This is a genomic window from Phaeobacter sp. HS011, from assembly GCF_018101215.1.
Taxonomy (GTDB): Bacteria; Pseudomonadota; Alphaproteobacteria; order Rhodobacterales; family Rhodobacteraceae; genus Phaeobacter; species Phaeobacter inhibens.
In genome coordinates this window covers 43,452-59,992 of record NZ_JAGEUF010000009.1, presented here as the reverse complement: position 1 = coordinate 59,992, position 16,541 = coordinate 43,452, and the positions used below count along the sequence as shown (strand labels likewise).

16 protein-coding genes are annotated in these 16,541 nt (G+C 60.6%); 11 read left to right on the top strand and 5 right to left on the bottom strand.

Annotated features, from left to right (window positions below):
- Positions 1-2: 2 nt before the first annotated feature.
- The gene (gene nadA / locus J4721_RS16505) at positions 3-1,055 is read right to left on the bottom strand and encodes a quinolinate synthase NadA (RefSeq protein WP_211003238.1); all 1,053 of its coding nucleotides are present in this window, start codon (positions 1,053-1,055) and stop codon (positions 3-5) included.
- Positions 1,056-1,402: 347 nt separating this feature from the next.
- On the opposite strand from nadA, the gene J4721_RS16500 reads away from it, so the two are divergent.
- From J4721_RS16500 to J4721_RS16490, 3 genes are read left to right on the top strand one after another with little or no spacing between them, the layout of a single operon-like run.
- A complete protein-coding gene (locus J4721_RS16500) occupies positions 1,403-2,107 on the top strand; it encodes an ABC transporter permease (RefSeq protein WP_027246322.1) in 705 nt (234 codons plus the stop codon).
- Positions 2,104-2,829, top strand: a complete 726-nt coding sequence (locus tag J4721_RS16495) for an ATP-binding cassette domain-containing protein (protein ID WP_102883958.1) — start codon at positions 2,104-2,106, stop codon at positions 2,827-2,829. Before J4721_RS16500 ends, J4721_RS16495 begins: the two co-directional genes overlap by 4 nt.
- Positions 2,826-3,629 carry a substrate-binding domain-containing protein gene (locus tag J4721_RS16490; RefSeq protein WP_211003239.1) on the top strand — a complete coding sequence of 268 codons (804 nt, stop codon included), beginning with the start codon at positions 2,826-2,828 and terminating at the stop codon, positions 3,627-3,629. Before J4721_RS16495 ends, J4721_RS16490 begins: the two co-directional genes overlap by 4 nt.
- 80 nt (positions 3,630-3,709) lie before the next feature.
- Here the strand turns inward: J4721_RS16490 and J4721_RS16485 are convergent, their stop codons facing one another.
- From J4721_RS16485 to apbC, 3 genes are read right to left on the bottom strand one after another with little or no spacing between them, the layout of a single operon-like run.
- Positions 3,710-4,186, bottom strand: coding sequence for a DUF6505 family protein (locus tag J4721_RS16485; RefSeq protein ID WP_076619925.1), 477 nt, complete (start codon positions 4,184-4,186; stop codon positions 3,710-3,712).
- Entirely contained in the window at positions 4,186-4,893 is a 708-nt protein-coding gene (locus tag J4721_RS16480; protein WP_102859166.1) for a DUF4444 domain-containing protein, read from the bottom strand. Before J4721_RS16480 ends, J4721_RS16485 begins: the two co-directional genes overlap by 1 nt.
- Positions 4,894-4,906: 13 nt before the next feature.
- The gene (apbC, locus tag J4721_RS16475; protein WP_102855285.1) at positions 4,907-5,971 is read right to left on the bottom strand and encodes an iron-sulfur cluster carrier protein ApbC; all 1,065 of its coding nucleotides are present in this window, start codon (positions 5,969-5,971) and stop codon (positions 4,907-4,909) included.
- Between the two features lie 177 nt (positions 5,972-6,148).
- Here apbC and J4721_RS16470 point away from each other — a divergent pair, with 177 nt between their 5' ends.
- Positions 6,149-6,883 (top strand): hypothetical protein, encoded by a 735-nt coding sequence (locus tag J4721_RS16470; RefSeq protein WP_244915600.1) that lies wholly within the window; start codon positions 6,149-6,151, stop codon positions 6,881-6,883.
- Positions 6,884-6,912: 29 nt separating this feature from the next.
- On the opposite strand, the gene J4721_RS16465 is transcribed toward J4721_RS16470, so the two are convergent.
- Complete coding sequence (locus J4721_RS16465; RefSeq protein WP_211003240.1) at positions 6,913-8,862, bottom strand: 4Fe-4S binding protein; 1,950 nt, start codon at positions 8,860-8,862, stop codon at positions 6,913-6,915.
- A 393-nt stretch (positions 8,863-9,255) separates the two neighbouring features.
- On the opposite strand from J4721_RS16465, the gene J4721_RS16460 reads away from it, so the two are divergent.
- The 7 genes from J4721_RS16460 to J4721_RS16430 all read left to right on the top strand — a co-directional run bounded on the left by J4721_RS16460 (position 9,256) and on the right by J4721_RS16430 (position 16,524).
- Positions 9,256-9,792, top strand: a complete 537-nt coding sequence (locus J4721_RS16460; protein WP_211003241.1) for a DUF3305 domain-containing protein — start codon at positions 9,256-9,258, stop codon at positions 9,790-9,792.
- Positions 9,789-10,499 (top strand): DUF3306 domain-containing protein, encoded by a 711-nt coding sequence (locus J4721_RS16455; protein WP_211003242.1) that lies wholly within the window; start codon positions 9,789-9,791, stop codon positions 10,497-10,499. The genes J4721_RS16460 and J4721_RS16455 overlap by 4 nt, the downstream gene beginning before the upstream one ends.
- A 103-nt stretch (positions 10,500-10,602) precedes the next feature.
- On the top strand, positions 10,603-11,244 hold the full coding sequence (locus J4721_RS16450) for a molecular chaperone (RefSeq protein WP_211003243.1): 642 nt from the start codon (positions 10,603-10,605) through the stop codon (positions 11,242-11,244).
- Positions 11,245-11,303: 59 nt separating this feature from the next.
- A complete protein-coding gene (locus J4721_RS16445; RefSeq protein WP_014875663.1) occupies positions 11,304-11,495 on the top strand; it encodes a twin-arginine translocation pathway signal protein in 192 nt (63 codons plus the stop codon).
- 106 nt (positions 11,496-11,601) lie between these two features.
- On the top strand, positions 11,602-14,577 hold the full coding sequence (locus tag J4721_RS16440; protein WP_076616936.1) for a formate dehydrogenase subunit alpha: 2,976 nt from the start codon (positions 11,602-11,604) through the stop codon (positions 14,575-14,577).
- Between the two features lie 12 nt (positions 14,578-14,589).
- Positions 14,590-15,183 (top strand): formate dehydrogenase FDH3 subunit beta, encoded by a 594-nt coding sequence (gene fdh3B, locus J4721_RS16435; protein WP_014875661.1) that lies wholly within the window; start codon positions 14,590-14,592, stop codon positions 15,181-15,183.
- Positions 15,184-15,279: 96 nt separating this feature from the next.
- Positions 15,280-16,524, top strand: coding sequence for a formate dehydrogenase subunit gamma (locus J4721_RS16430; RefSeq protein WP_014875660.1), 1,245 nt, complete (start codon positions 15,280-15,282; stop codon positions 16,522-16,524).
- Positions 16,525-16,541: the final 17 nt, after the last annotated feature.

Below are 16,541 nucleotides of genomic sequence, written 5' to 3'. Positions count from 1 at the left end.
GATCAGATCCCCAGTTTCTGGCTGAGATCAATCATCCGCTGCACCGCCACACGGGCCTGCTCTGCCACTTTTGGATCTACCTCAACGGGTTCCGACATGGTGTGCAGTGACCAGAGGATCTTCTCCAGCGTGATCTTCTTCATGTAGGGGCACATGTTGCAGGGGCCGACAAAATCCACCTCGGGCAGCTGATCGGCGATGTTCGAGGCCATCGAGCATTCGGTGATCAGCATCGCCTTTTCGGGTTTTTCGTCGGTTACATATTTGATGATGCCGCTGGTGGAGCCGGAGAAATCAGCCTCATTCACCACATCCGGCGGGCATTCAGGGTGGGCGATCAGCCGGGTGCCGGGGTTCCATTCGCGGAAATCACGTAGATCCTTGGCGGTGTATTGCTCGTGTACGATGCAGGAGCCCTCCCACCAGACGACGTTTCTCTGCGGCACCTGCTGGGCGATGTTCTGCGCCAGATACTGGTCCGGCGTCATGATCACGGTGTCACTCTCCATAGCCGCCACAATCTGGGCCGCGTTGGAGGAGGTACAGCAGATATCGGAGGCGGCTTTGACCTCGGCAGTGGTGTTCACATAGGTCACAACCGGCGCGCCGGGATATTTTGCGCGCATCTCGGCGATGCCGTCGGCAGTGATTGATTCCGCCAGCGAGCAGCCGGCCTCCATATCGGGGATCAGCACAATCTTGTCGGGGCTCAGGATTTTCGAGGTTTCGGCCATGAAATGCACACCGCATTGCACAATCACGTCGGCCTCGACTTTGGTGGCCTCCATAGCGAGCTGCAGGCTGTCACCCACCACATCTGCAACCCCGTGGTAGATTTCCGGTGTCATGTAATTATGTGCCAGAATGACGGCGTTGCGCTCTTTCTTGAGAGCCAGAATGGCCGCAACATAAGGCGCGTAGGTGGCCCAATCGATCGGGTTCACCACCCGGTCCATATTGGCGTAGATCCCAGACATCTCTTCGGCCAGAGCCGGATTTGGCGCAAGGTCATAGTGGTTGGCGAGCTGATCGCGCATGGTTTGCAGATCGAACATGGCATTTCCTCAAAGCTGCGCCAGAGATGGCACTTTGGGAAAATCTTGTTTCATGTTCGCATTTAGCACGCAAGCAAGTGTCCCGACTTAATTGCGATCAAGGGCGGAATTCCTGCCTCTGATCGGCGTCAATCCGGCAGGATCGGCAACCCGTGTACATGCTTCTGCCCGAGACCTTGTGTCCGCGCGGTGATGTCAGCGCAAACGGGGCAGGGTCAATTTGTCCAAATTTCGCGATGGGTGACGTTTTTGTCTATTGGGCGGCCCGATATTGTGGTTTGCACAGAACCAACACGCAGTAGAGGGAAGCGGTAAGACCGGTTCCATAGGGGAGATTACCCACCTCAATGTCTGATCTCTGGGAAGGATTGGTCCAGGCCTTTTGGCTAGTGGTCACGCTGGATAGCGATCTGGTGGAGATTACGCTGCGCTCACTTCGGGTCACTTTGACCGCGTTGCTGGTGGCTTCAGTCATTGCGCTGCCCTTGGCGGCCTTGTTGGCGGTTCGACGGTTCCGGTTGCGGCGGGCAACTATTGCGGTGCTCAATGCGCTGATGGGGCTGCCGCCGGTGGTCGTTGGGCTTGTTGTCTATGTGATGCTGTCGCGGGCCGGACCGTTTGGCGTGCTGGGGCTGTTGTTCACCCCGACCGCGATGATCATTGCGCAGGTGATCATTATTGTCCCACTGGTGGCCTCCATCGCGCATCAGTCGCTGCGGGATCTGTGGAGTGACTACCACGATCTGCTGATTTCCCTGAACGCCAGTCAGTTTCAACGGATCTGTACGCTGCTCTGGGATGGGCGGCGTGCCTTGCTGACCGCGGCACTGGCCGGGTTTGGTCGCGCCATTGGCGAGGTCGGCGCGATCATGATTGTGGGCGGCAATATCGATCACGCCACGCGGGTGCTGACGACGGCGATTGCGCTGGAAACCGGCAAGGGAGATTTTGCCATGGCGCTTGGCCTGGGCTTTGTGCTGATCGCGCTGGCGGTGGCGGTGAATCTGACCATTCACTGGCTGGGCAAGACCGAAAGTGAGGGGCGTTGGTGACTGGGGCGAACACTCTCTTCCCGCTGGTGGTCGAAGCCGCGCAGGTGCGTCGGCGCGGCAAGACGCTGATCGGCCCGGTGGATTTGCGGCTGGACGGGCAGGGGACGACCATCGTGATCGGGCCGAATGGGTCTGGCAAGACGTCGTTGCTGAAGATGCTGCATGGTATTCTGCGGCTTGGGCAGGGGCGGATCACCTGGGGCTGCGCCATGGCGGAATCCCAGCGGCGTCAGGCTTTTGTGTTTCAGACACCGGTGATGATGCGCCGCTCTGTGGTCGAGAACATCGCCTATCCGCTGCGGCTGAACCGCGTGCCGCGCAAGGTGGCGCTGGCGGAGGCTGAGATCTGGGCCGAGCGGATCGGGCTTGGCGGGGATGCATTGCAACGGCCTGCTGTTCTGCTGTCTGGCGGGGAACGGCAGAAACTGGCGCTGGCGCGCGCGCTCATTCGTAAGCCGCAGCTGTTGTTTCTAGATGAACCCTGTGCCTCGCTCGATGGGCGGGCCACCCGCGAGATTGAAGAAATACTGACCGAAGCGGCAGCGTCTGGCACGCGGCTGATCATGTCGACCCACAATATGGGACAGGCGCAGCGGTTGGCAGACGAGGTGCTGTTTGTGCTGCATGGCCAGATTGCCGAGTTTTCAGCGGCGGAGGCATTTTTTACCCGACCGCATACCGAACAGGGACGCGCATTTCTAAGAGGAGATATTGTCGAATGAAACGGATTATGCTGGGGGCTTTGGCCGCGCTGGCGATGGGAACAGCTGCGCTGGCGGAGGAGATGAAGCTGGCGGTGACCACATCCTTCCACAACTCCGGTCTGGCCGAGGTTCTGCTGCCTGAAATCAAGGCCGATCTGGGGCTGGAGGTGCAGCTGCTGGTGGTGGGCACCGGTCAGGCGATCCGCCTTGGCGAAGCAGGTGATGTGGATGCGATTCTTGTGCACTCCAAAAAGGCGGAAGAGGCGTTTCTGGCCGGGGGCAATGGCACCCATCGCCGTGAGATCATGTATAATGATTTCGTCTTTGTTGGCCCCAAGGCGGACCCGGCGGGCGTTGCAAAGGCAGGCTCTGCAGCAGAGGCGCTACAGAAGGTGGCAGCCTCTGAAGCAGCCTTTGTCAGCCGGGGGGATGATAGCGGCACTCATAAGAAAGAGCTGAGCCTCTGGGCCGCGGCTGATTTGTCACCTGACGGATTTGGGGGCTGGTACAACGCTGTTGGCGCAGGGATGGGTGCGGCGTTGAATACAGCTTCTGGCATGGGGGGCTACATCATGTCGGACCGGGCAAGCTGGCTCAATTTCGCCAACAAGGGCGATCTGGCGCTGCTCTATTCCGGCGATCCCGTGCTGTTCAATCAATACGCCTATCTGCCAGTGAATCCGGAAAAGCACCCTCATGTGAAGACGGATCTGGTGGCCGATCTGGAAGCCTGGTTGGTGTCAGACAAAGCCAAGGAGCTCATCAACAGCTATCAGATCAACGGCGAAGCACTGTTTGTGTTCAACGCCCAGCAATGAACTTACGCCCTGATTGAGGCATGAAATGGAAAACGCCGCGCGGGGTTTGCGCGGCGTTTTTCTTTGTAGGCCGTGCGCATTCAATCGTCTGTCACATGGATGGCGAACTGCTCTAACCCTGCGTCCTGGGCCTCAATCGCGCGATAGCTTTCCTTGACACCGGCATCTGTCAGCTCGCGCATGACGGTCAACAAGGTGTTGGGCGCGTGATCCGCGCAGAGGTCGGCCATATGGGCCAGCTCTTCCTCCGCCACTGGGCGGGCCGTGTCCGCATTCGGCGCCCCATAGTAGCTGACAAAATGCGCCGCGAGCAGATTGGTGAGGGTGGCCAATTCACCCTCTTCGATCTTGGTCACCGCAACAAAGGTGGCGCGCCCGCCGGTCTCCAGCCCCATCCAGCCATTGGCAAAAGCCTGGCGCTGCTTGCCGGTCAGATCCGCCTCTTCCCAGTTGGAAAACTCAAACCCGCCGGAAATGCACCACTCGCCAGTGCGGGCGGGGCTGGCAAAGACGTTCTGATCGCTTTCGTCGAAGTGAATGGCGCGGGCAAGCTGCATCATGGGGTCTCCAGTAGCGTGGTGAGGGGGATCAGATGGGTGGTGGTCTCGTCCCGCAACAGCAGGCCGAAGTCCTCATCCACCCCGAGAAATGTACCGGTCCGGCCCGCGTGGGTTATGGTCTCGCCGATGTCCTGCGCCAACCCGCGCCAGGTGCTGTGAACCGGTTCTGTTCCGGTGTCTTCCCAACGGTTGATCCAGTGCAGCGCGTGGCGGGCCCAGCTTTCGAGCAATTGACCGGCATCCACATCGGCGCAGCCCTCGGCATAAAGCGCGGTGTCTTCGGGACGATCGCCGGTTTCGCCATCGCTCGGCGGCCAGAGCGGCAGGTCCAGACCAATGACCAGCCAGTCTGGCACCTCTGAGGGGGCAGTGGTGCTGGCGGCGGCGCGCAACCGGCCACAACGACCGCCATTGATGCGCAACCCGCCGTCCCATTGCAGGTGTACGGCCACCTCTGGCGGGGCCAGCGCGCCCAGGGCATTTTGTAACGCGATGGCGCAGACAGGCAGCATGGTCATCGCGTGCTGCAACGCCACCTCTGGCGCAAAGACGAGAGCCGCCTGCAAACGATCATGCGCGAGGTTATGCACGACCAACCCGGCGTCACAGCCCAGCACCGCCTTCTGACAGGCAAGGGCAAAGGGATCCTCTGCGCCGCTGAGGGCGAGCCCTGCCATCAGAGGCGGAAAGCTCAGTTCGCTCATGTCCGCCACCGGATCAGGCCTGACCCTTGGCGATCAGATCGGTGGCCAGATCGTGGAACGCCTTAGCCTGCGCGCTGTCGGGCTTGCTGACCGCAATGGGCGCGCCGCCATCAGCGGCCACACGTACGTCCAGATGCAGCGGTATTTCTGCCAGCAGCGGCACGTTCAGTTTCTCGGCTTCGGCCGCAACGCCGCCATGGCCAAAGACATGTTCCTCATGCCCGCAGTTGGAGCAGATATGGGTGGACATATTTTCCACCATGCCAATGATCGGGACGTTGAGTTTCTGGAACATGTCGATGCCCTTGCGGGCATCGATCAGGGCGACGTCCTGTGGGGTGGAGACCACGATGGCGCCGTCCACATGGGCCTTTTGTGCCAGCGTCATCTGCACGTCGCCAGTGCCCGGCGGCAGGTCGACGATCAGCACGTCCAGCGCGCCCCATTGCACCTGCATCATCATCTGCTGCAAGGCGCCCATCAGCATCGGGCCGCGCCAGACAACCGCCTGATCCTCGTTGGTCATCAGGCCGATGGACATCATGGTGACGCCATGGTTGCGCATCGGCAGAATAGTCTTGCCATCGGGGCTGGCAGGGCGGCCAGAGACACCCAGCATCCGCGGTTGCGAGGGGCCATAGACATCGGCATCCAGCAGTCCAACACGACGTCCCTGAGCCGCCAGAGCGCAGGCAATATTGGCCGAAACAGTGGATTTGCCAACGCCGCCCTTGCCCGAGGCAACTGCGATAATACGATCCACGCCGGGGATTTTCTGAGGACCTTGGGGCTGAGCCGGTTTGCTCCCCTTCAGATCCGGGGGCGCCTTGGCAGAATGGGCGGTCAGCATGGCTGAGACTTTGCCTGCACCGGGCAGCGCCGTCACCTTGGCGTCGGCCTCATCGCGCACGGGCGTGTAGATGTCGGATTTTGCCGGATCAATTTCCAGAACAAAGCGGACCGTGTCCTCTTCAATATTGAGCGCGCGGACAATGCCTGCGGCGACAATATCGCTGCCGGACACGGGGTCCTTGATGGTCTTGAGCGCTTCGAGGACGATTTCACGAGTGAGGGCCACGCCGGGGTTGCTCCTTCCTGTTGCCAGCTTGTTTCAAGCTGTCTTGTTTGTGGTTGGTTGCCTGCGGTGGCGTTTGCCCCGACTGCAACAGTTCTTGACGAAGATGTAGATGGTTTCCTAGCATTTCATATGGTCTGGGTATGCACTCTTTTGCGCAAATATGCGGGAATACTGGTTTTGCTGGTATTTGCCGTTTCGATGCAGCCGTTGATTGCCATGGCACAGAGTGATCCGCGCAAGGTTCGGCTGATTGCGCCGCAGGCGCTGATCGACACCGGGGTGCTGGGGTTCATGCTGCCCCGATTTTCCCTGAAAACGCAGGTGCGCGTTGAACTGGTCGATACAGCTGCCACGGCCGAGGTCGCATTGGGGCAGACTGGTCAACCGGTCATGGCGGGGCAAGGCGTTGTTTGGCATCTGGAGCTGATCACCCCGGATCACACAGGGGCGCAGCGGTTTGCGGATTGGCTGACCTCTGACGTGGGCAGGCGCACGCTTGCAGCCTTTGCTCCCGACGGCACACAGATGTTTCAAGTGCCAGAACAGGCCGCCGCGCAGGTTGAGGTGGTCGCATGGGAAGGGGACGCCGGACTTGGGTATGATCTGTCCAAGATCCATTGTGGGCGGTGCCATGCGGTGGATGAGGGCGGACGGATCAACAGCATCGGTTCGACTCCGTCGTTTTACGTTCTGCGCAGCCTTGCGGATTGGGAGCAGCGGTTTCAGGCGTTCTATGCCTTGAACCCGCACCCCGCCTTTACTCAGGTCGCTGAGGTCACGCCGCCCTTCAACGAGGCGCGACCCTCGCCGATCGTCCCGGTTGAGATCACGCTGGACGAGCTGGAGAACATCCTGGCCTATGTGGCGGTACTGAGCCCGGCGGATCTGGGGGCGCCGCTGGAGCATAAATAGGGGCGTCATCGTCTCTTGGTCCGTTGGGCTCAATGGTCCTTGCGCTTGCTGAGATAATCCTCGGTCGTGCGGACCTTGGGGCGATCCGCGCCCGCGAACGGAGAATTCTGCTGGTGGAACTGCGCATTGACGCGGCAGTCGTCGCACATCTGGATCATCCGTGCGGCATCCGGGTTGGCAAACATCGAATGTTTCCCAGCCAGCTTCTCGGTGATTTTGTCGATGGTTGATTTCACCCCGAACAGTGATCCACATTCGACACAGGCAAAGGGTTCTTCCTCGTGCAGAACCACTTGTGACAGCGCATCCGAGGTGAGGTTCAGGCGCGATTCATAGGTAATGGCATCCTCGGGGCAGATCGTGGCGCAGAGACCGCATTGCAGGCAGGCATCCTCCTGAAACCGCAGCTGTGGCAGGTCCGGATTGTCGCCAAGCGCACCAGAGGGGCAGAGCGAGACACAGGAGAGGCACAGCGTGCAGTTATCGGACGACACCAACACCGCACCATAGGGTGCGCCTTCGGGCAGCGGCAGCGTTTCCGCCGTTGGTACCAGTGCCTTGGCGGCCTGGCGGGTGATCTGGCGACGTGTGCCCATCGGGCGTTGTGGTGTTTCGACCTGTGCCTGGGGCGGGGTGACGTCAAATAGATGATCGCTTAGGGCATCGGGATCCGCCACATCCAACAGATGGACGTGCGGTCCGGCAATGGCCGCAGCAAGGGCGATTTCATGCTCTTGGACGTCGCGCTCGGCGCGTGGTGAGAGGAGAATTGAAACCTCGCCACACCCTGCGGCCAGCGCCGCCAACGTCTCTGCGTGGCCAAAACTGTTGAGGGCTTCGACATTCAGCGGGATCACATCAGCGGGGAGACCACGGCCAAAACGTGCGGCCAGCTGGATCATCTCGCCGCCGTGATTGTCGACCACCAGCAAGCGAGGCGTGCGGCCCCCGGCGTCAAGATAGGTTTTGGTCAGGGTCTGAATGCGCCGCATCAGCGCATCTGTCGGCGGCGCATCATAGGTGATGGCCCCCGAGGGACAGAGCGAGGCACAAGAGCCGCAGCCGGCACAGATCATCGGATCAATACTGACATGGTCGCCAGCAGGGCTGATCGCGCCGGTCGGGCAGATATCCAGGCACCGGGTGCAGCCCGTCTGACCTGCGCGCGAATGGGCGCAGAGCAGGGGTTCGGTCCGCACATAAAGCGGCTTCTCAAAAATGCCGACCAGTTGACTGGCGGCCATCGTGGCTTCGGCAACAGCGGTGGGAGACTTTGGGTCGGCCCGCAGGTAGCCATCGCGTTTTTCAGGGGCCGGAAACAGGGGTTGGCCGCCGCGCAGGTCCAGAATGATATCGCAGATCGACTGGCCGCCATTCCGGGCCTCGCCCCATGTCCAGCTACGCCCGGTGACATCCAGCTGTTGCAGCTGATCGATGGTGACGGCGAATTGCCCCAATGCGCCCTTGGCATGGCGCAGCTGGCCGGAAATCACGTCATAGGCGCGGCTGTGCGGTGGATCATGCGGGGTGTCGAGCAGCACCGTGACTGCAAGGCTGTCCTGCAAGCGTTCGGCCGCTGCAAAGGCCACATCCGGCGCGCCGAGGATCAGGCACAGCCCCTCGGAATGGATATCAATTGTCTTGGCCGAAGCAGGAGCGAGCGTCGCCTCGGCGATCAAGGCGGTCATTTTGGGCAGTGTTGAGGCGGTATCTGCGGTCCAACCGGCCCGGTCGCGCAGGTCGGTGAACCCTGGTGCGGGGGCGTCGATTTCTTCTGCCAGAGCCTCGAAAATACGGTGCTCCTGCGCGCAGCAAATAATTGCATCCCCCTGCGTCAGGGCAGCAGCGGCCTGATCGATCTCGTCTGTGCAAAGCGCTGAATGAAGCTTGGAGCAGGGCAGGCCGGTGCTGCGCGACAATGCCTCGGAATCGATAGATTGCGATCCGGCACAATCACATAAAATCAATGTCTTAGGCATGGGTTCCCCGCGTATTCAGTGGTCGCTCAGGGCAGCGTAAATCCGCCGCCTTGCGCTCAGACTAGGCATGTTTGCGCAAGCAGGTAAACCGCAATTCGCAACGTGAAGGGGGCTCTGTTCCCGGCAAATCAAGCCGGTGATTCGCGGTACAGGCAGCCTGAGTTGCCCCAGCGTTAAGCCTGAGTGAATTAGTCGAAATAGACTTTTCGTCCGGGCTGTCCTGCGGTGCCATATCCGGCTGGTCAATTTGACCATTGATGTTGATTTAATGCGCCATCAGCAAAAGTTATCTTTCGGCACGGCTCGGGAATGCGGCACTGTTGGTGCATCCGAATTCATGAGCAGGGCTTTGACTTGGCCGAAACCGTAGATCGCAGTGCAAAGACGTGTGTGATGCCGCTGGGTGTCGTGGTGCGGCGCCAGCCGGGTGTGACGCGTTGGGCGCGCTGGTCGTGGAAGGTGACCTCGGTCCTGCCTGGGGCAGCGCCAGCGGATTGGCAGCTGCTGCGTGAAGCGGGTGAGATCAGCGAGTTTCACGCCGCCACATTGCCGCTGGAGCTGCACCGGAGTGAAGCTGAGGCCTATCTGCACGGTCTGACCGCCGAGCCGCCTTGTATCTATGTAATCCTGCGCGATGGCGCATCGGAGGAGCGGCCGCTGGATGTGCTCTTGGTGACGGCCTCGCCCTACGAGGCGCAGGACTATGCTGACAACGGCGAGGATCTTGTTGAAAAAGTGCCGATGCCAGATGGGCTGGTGGCCTGGATCCGGGATTTTGCACAGCCGCATTTCCATGATGAGCCGTTCAAGAAGCGTCGCCGGGATCGGGTGAAAACCGATGCGAATGAGGACGGCATTGGGGATCCGCGCATTTCGCAGCTGACCGACGTTTATCGGTCACCCACGATGAAAAAGGCGCGCCTGTCATGAGCGGGGGTAATTTCTGGTCCCAACGACGCGCGAAGGTCGCGGCAGAGCAGCAGGCGGAGGCCGTCGAGGCCGCAGCCACCGCACGCGCGGCAGAAGAGCAGGCGCTTGAGGAGAAGAGCGACGCCGAAATCCTGGAAGAGCTGAACCTTCCGGATCCCGATCAGATGCAGCAGGGGGATGATTTCAGCGTTTTCCTGAAAGAGACCATTCCGGCGCGGCTGCGGACCCGCGCGCTTCGTCGTTTGTGGATCAGCAATCCGGTGCTCGCAAATGTCGATGGCCTTTTGGACTACGGCGAGGATTTCTCTGACAGCGCCATGGTGATCGAGAACCTCCAGACCGCGTATCAGGTGGGCAAGGGCATGACGGCCCATGTTGAGGAGCTGGCGCGCCAAGCCGAAGAGGCCGCCACCGCCGAGGCTGCGACGGACGAGACGGACATCGCCGATGTGCAGGAGGCCGATGTGGCGGCGCTTGAGGAGGATCCAGGTGATGAAACCGCGGTTGCGATGTCCACCACTCGCCCGCCAACAACGGCACTGCGCTCAGCCGAGGACGCGGTCGAGGTGGAGCCACAGGATGCCGCGCAGGTGTCAGCGGATGCGGCTGTAGCAGTGGTCTCAGACCTCGAACCTGCGCCAACGGCCACGCGGCGGATGCGCTTCCGTTTCGCAGCCGAAACCCATGGCGACGGGGGCGTCACATGATGTCGCCGCGACACATCTGCCTTTGCCTCGGTCTGATGCAGGCCGCTGGCAGCAGGTTCCCCAAAGAGATGCCCCAAAGACCACGCGTGTTGAGGAGACACCTATGACCGCCGAGCAAATCCAGACAGAGACAACCGCCCAACCACTGGCGGTACCGCGCGACGAGGATCGTCTGCGCGCGGATCTCTATAACTTTCTGGGGCTGATGCTGGCGACGCCGCCGGATGAGATGCTGCTGGCCCAGATGGCGTCACTGACCGGGGATGACAGCGATCTTGGCACTGCCATCAATGCGCTGGCGAAACTGGCCAAGCTGACCAAGCCGGCGGCTGCAGAGCGGGAATTCAACAAGCTGTTCATCGGTCTGGGGCGCGGTGAACTGTTACCCTATGCCAGTTACTATCTGACAGGTTTCCTGAATGAAAAACCGCTGGCGGCCCTGCGGCAGGACATGGCGGTACGGGGCATGACCCGCGCCCAGAACGTCTATGAGCCAGAGGACAACATTGCCTCTCTGATGGAGATGATGGGGGCACTGATTGTGGGCAGATTTGGGGACGCCGCGCCGTTGAGCGACCAGAAACAGTTCTTCAACAAACATATCGGCCCCTGGGCCGCGCATTTCTTTTCCGATCTGGAGGCGGCCAAGAACTCAGTTCTTTATACCGCTGTCGGTGCTGTGGGCCGGGTGTTCATGGAGATCGAAGCCGAAGGATTTCGGATGAGCGCGGAGCAATCCGCCTGAGCCGGGCCGGTGCGCCGGCCCATAACCCCGTGAACCAACCATTTGAGGAGGAGGATCACATGACCAGAAAGACCGAGGAGGCCACCAGCCGCCGCGACTTTCTCAAGCTGGCAGCGACCACAACGCCGATTGCGGCGGTGGCGGTTGCAACGACCGGCGGCACGGCCGAGGCGGCCGAGCCAGACCTGACATCAGAGGTGATGCAGGACACCGCGCATACCCGCGCCTACTACGACAGCCTCCGGTTCTGACACACCGGTGATGTATGAACGCCCACGGCGACTGGTTGCGTGACGCCCGACTGCCAAAGGCCCCCGATAACCCAGCGAACCCGTAAGGGAAGCAAGGGAGGAACATATGCTTAGGAAAAAGACCAACGGGGTTGCGCGACGCCCCCAGCGGACCAGTATCCTGTCCAAGGTTGCAGAAAGCTCTGTAGACCGCCGCGCGTTTCTGCGTGGATCCGGCCTGGCCATTGGTGGCCTTGCCGCCATCAGCGCCACAGGTGGATCTGTCACCAAGGCTAATGCGGCAACCGCTGCGGCCGGTGCCGTTGAGACCATCAAATCCGTCTGCACTCATTGTTCGGTCGGCTGTACCGTCGTGGCAGAGGTGCAAAACGGCGTCTGGACCGGTCAGGAACCCGGCTGGGACAGCCCCTTCAACCTTGGCGCCCATTGCGCCAAAGGCGCATCCGTACGCGAACACGCCCATGGCGAACGCCGTCTGAAGTACCCGATGAAGAAAGAAGGCGGGGAATGGAAACGCATCAGCTGGGAACAGGCGATCAATGAGATCGGCGACGGCATGATGCAGATCCGCGAAGAAAGCGGACCGGATTCTGTCTATTGGCTCGGCTCAGCCAAGCATAACAACGAACAGGCCTATCTGTTCCGCAAGTTCGCGGCCTATTGGGGCACCAATAACGTCGACCATCAGGCGCGGATCTGTCACTCGACCACCGTTGCAGGTGTTGCGAATACATGGGGCTACGGCGCCATGACCAACAGCTACAATGACATCCATAACTCCAAGGCGATCTTCATTATCGGCGGCAACCCGGCAGAGGCGCATCCCGTCTCGTTGTTGCACGTGCTGAAGGCCAAGGAACAGAACAACGCGCCGCTGATCGTCTGCGATCCGCGCTTCACCCGCACGGCGGCCCATGCCGATGAATATGTGCGCTTCCGTCCCGGCACCGATGTGGCGCTGGTCTGGGGTATCCTGTGGCACATCTTTGACAACAGCTGGGAAGACAAGGAATTCATCCGCACCCGTGTCTGGGGCATGGATCAGATCCGCGAAGAAGTTGCCAAGTGGACGCCCGAGGAAGTCGAACGTGTGACCGGCACCCCCGGTAGCCAGCTCAAGCGCGTGGCACGGACGCTGGCCAACAACCGTCCCGGCACCGTGATCTGGTGTATGGGCGGCACCCAGCATACCACCGGCAACAACAATACCCGCGCCTATTGCATCCTTCAGCTGGCGCTGGGGAACATGGGTACATCGGGCGGCGGCACCAATATCTTCCGCGGCCATGACAACGTGCAGGGCGCAACCGACCTTGGCGTTCTGAGCCACACTTTGCCCGGCTACTATGGCCTGTCCAAAGGCGCCTGGGCGCATTGGGGCCGTGTTTGGGGTGAGGACGGCGAATGGCTTGCCGGTCAGTTCGACACCATCAAAGGTGCCGACGGCAAGGATAAATCGCTGCAGAACCTGACGGGTATCCCGGTCAGTCGCTGGATTGATGGTATCCTTGAAGACAAGGATAACATGGACCAGCCCAACAATGTGCGGGCCATGGTTCTATGGGGCCACGCGCCAAACTCTCAGACCCGTATGACGGAGATGAAGACGGCGATGGAGAAGCTGGACATGCTGGTCGTTGTCGACCCGTATCCCACCGTCTCTGCCGTGCTGCATGATCGCACCGATGGTGTCTATCTGCTGCCCGCCTGCACCCAGTTCGAGACCCGCGGCTCGGTCACTGCGTCTAACCGGTCCCTGCAGTGGCGTGACAAGATCGTCGACCCGCTGTTCGAGAGCCTGCCGGATCATGTGATCATCGCCAAGTTCGCGAATAAATTCGGCTGGGGCGACCGGTTCTTCCGCAATATCGAGATGGAAGACGCAGAAACACCGAATGTCGAAAGCATCACGCGCGAATTCAACAAGGGTATGTGGACCATCGGCTACACCGGTCAATCGCCGGAGCGGATGAAAACGCATATGGCCAATCAGCACACCTTTGACCGCACCACGTTGCGTGCCATTGGTGGGCCTGCTGACGGGGATTACTACGGTATGCCCTGGCCTTGCTGGGGCACCGCTGAAATGGGTCACCCGGGGACGCCTAACCTTTATGACATGTCCAAACCTGTCTCCGAAGGTGGCCTGACCTTCCGCGCGCGCTTTGGTGTCGAACGGGATGGTGACAACCTTCTGGCCGAGGGTGTCTATTCTGCAGGCTCTGATATTCAGGACGGCTACCCTGAGTTCACCTATCAGATGCTGAAGGATCTGGGCTGGCATACCGAGCTGACCGCGAGTGAGCGGGCGTTCATCGCCAAGGCAGCCGGAGTGGACGGCTTTGCCGACTACACCCACGAGGTTGGTGAACAAAGCATGTCGCCCTTCCCGTCGGACTATGACGACAAGGTTGCGAAGGTGAACTGGAAGACGGATCTGTCCGGCGGTATCCAGCGGGTTGCGATTGCGCATGAATGTGCGCCATTCGGCAACGCCAAGGCCCGTGCCGTGGTCTGGACCTTCCCGGATCCGGTGCCAATCCATCGCGAGCCGCTTTACACCAACCGCCGGGATCTGGTCGAAGACTACCCGACATATGAGGACCGTCATTCCTACCGTCTGCCGACCCTCTATGCGTCGATCCAGAAAAACGACGTCTCCAAGGAATATCCGATCATCCTGACCTCTGGTCGCCTGGTCGAATACGAAGGCGGCGGCGAAGAGACCCGGTCCAACCCGTGGCTGGCAGAATTGCAGCAAGACATGTTTGTCGAAATGCACCCGCGTGATGCCAACAATATCGGCATTCGGGATGGGTCTCAGGTCTGGGTCGAAGGCCCAGAAGGCGGCAAGGTCAAAGTCATGGCGATGGTCACAGAGCGGGTCGGAGAGGGCGTTGCCTTCATGCCGTTCCACTTTGGCGGCCATTACCAAGGCGAGGATTTGCGCGACAAATACCCCGATGGCGCTGACCCCTATGTTCTGGGCGAGAGCTGCAACGTCGCACAGACCTATGGCTACGACAGCGTGACCCAGATGCAGGAGACCAAGTGTACTCTCTGCAAGATCAGCGCAGCATAAGGAGAAAGAGATATGGCAAGAGCGAAGTTTCTCTGTGACGCCGAACGCTGCATCGAATGCAACGCCTGCGTGACGGCCTGTAAGAACGAGCACGAGGTGCCCTGGGGTATCAACCGGCGTCGGGTGGTGACCATCAATGATGGCAAGCCCGGCGAACGGTCGATCTCGGTCGCCTGTATGCATTGCTCGGACGCGCCCTGTATGGCGGTGTGCCCGGTCGATTGTTTCTATCAGAACGAAGAAGGCGTGGTCCTGCACTCCAAGGATCTCTGCATTGGTTGCGGCTATTGCTTCTACGCGTGCCCCTTTGGTGCGCCGCAGTATCCGCAGGCAGGCAACTTTGGCAGCCGTGGCAAGATGGACAAATGTACCTTCTGCGCTGGTGGCCCTGAGGAGACGCATTCCAATGCGGAATTCTCCAAATACGGCCGCAATCGGATCGCCGAGGGCAAGCTGCCCATCTGCGCCGAGATGTGCTCCACCAAGGCACTGCTGGCCGGGGACGGTGATGTCGTCTCAGCCGTCTACCGCGAACGTGTTGTGGCGCGCGGCTTCGGCTCCGGTGCCTGGGGCTGGGGGACAGCCTATGACCAGAAGGGCGGCTGATCACAGCCTCCTTTGACATGATGGGATGGCCCGCCCGCGCGGGCCGTCCTGTTTACTTATTCAGTTTTCAAGACAACCCATGAAGGAGTGTGGCCCATGCTGCGCATCGCCTTTGCTATTCTGATGCAGCTGACGTTGATGGCTGGGATCGCTGCGGCGCAGGACGCCCCGGATGCCCCTGCGGCGAACACTGTGCCGGACCGCAGTGCCACGGGCGGGGCGCAGACGCTTGAGGATATTCTGGCGCGGCAGCGCGGGGAGAAGATCGACGACAGCTTTCGCAGCGATGACACGGGCGCCGCGGCCTTGGGGGCCGGGTTGACCGAGCAACTGGGCACGCTTGGCGGGGCCTCCGATCCCGAGCTGTGGCGCGCGATCCGCTATAATGCCGCTGACCTAAGGGTTTCGGCCGGGGGCGATGTGGCCACCGTGCTTGTGCAGGATGGTGGAATGCGCTGGCTGACCTTCCGGGAAGGACCGCTGCGCACCTATGGCGGTTGGCTGCTGCTGGGAACAATCGCGGCGCTGGCCCTGTTTTATCTGCTGCGCGGTCGCATCCGCATTGACGAGCCCGCAACCGGGCGCAGCGTGACACGGTTTCAGTTCATCGAACGCTTTGCCCATTGGGTACTGGCGGGGTCATTTATCTTGCTTGGCCTCACGGGGTTGGCCAGCCTGTTCGGTCGCATGGTGATCGCGCCCTATCTGGGCAAGGAGATTAATGCAGGCCTGCTGATCTGGAGCAAATGGGTGCATAACAACGTCTCCTGGGCCTTTATGCTGGCGCTGGTCATGGTGTTTGTCATGTGGGTCGCCCATAATATTCCGAACCGGACCGATCTGGTGTGGATCCGCCAAATGGGCGGCATCGTGGGCAAATCACACCCGCCAGCCAAGAAATTCAATTTTGGCCAAAAACTGATCTTCTGGTCGGTGATCGTCTTTGGCGCCTCTATTTCTCTCTCGGGCCTGTCATTGCTGTTCCCGTTTGAAATCCAGCTCTTTGCCAAGACTTTTGGTATTTTGAACGATCTGGGGCTGCCGCAGCTTGTGGGCTATGGCACGCTGCCGGTTGAGCTGGCGCCGCAGGAGGAAATGCAGCTGGCGCAGAGCTGGCACGCGATTCTCAGCTTTGTGCTGATGGCGATCATTCTGGCACATATCTATATCGGTTCGCTTGGTATGGAGGGCGCGTTTGACGCCATGGGCAGCGGCGATGTCGACGAAGCCTGGGCGCATCAGCACCATTCTCTCTGGTTGGACGAGATGCGTGAAAAGGGCGAAGTCACCCCGGACGGTACGAGCAGCGGTGGCGCCAAGGGCGCAACACCTGCAGAGTGACCGGCGGTGGCCCGCCA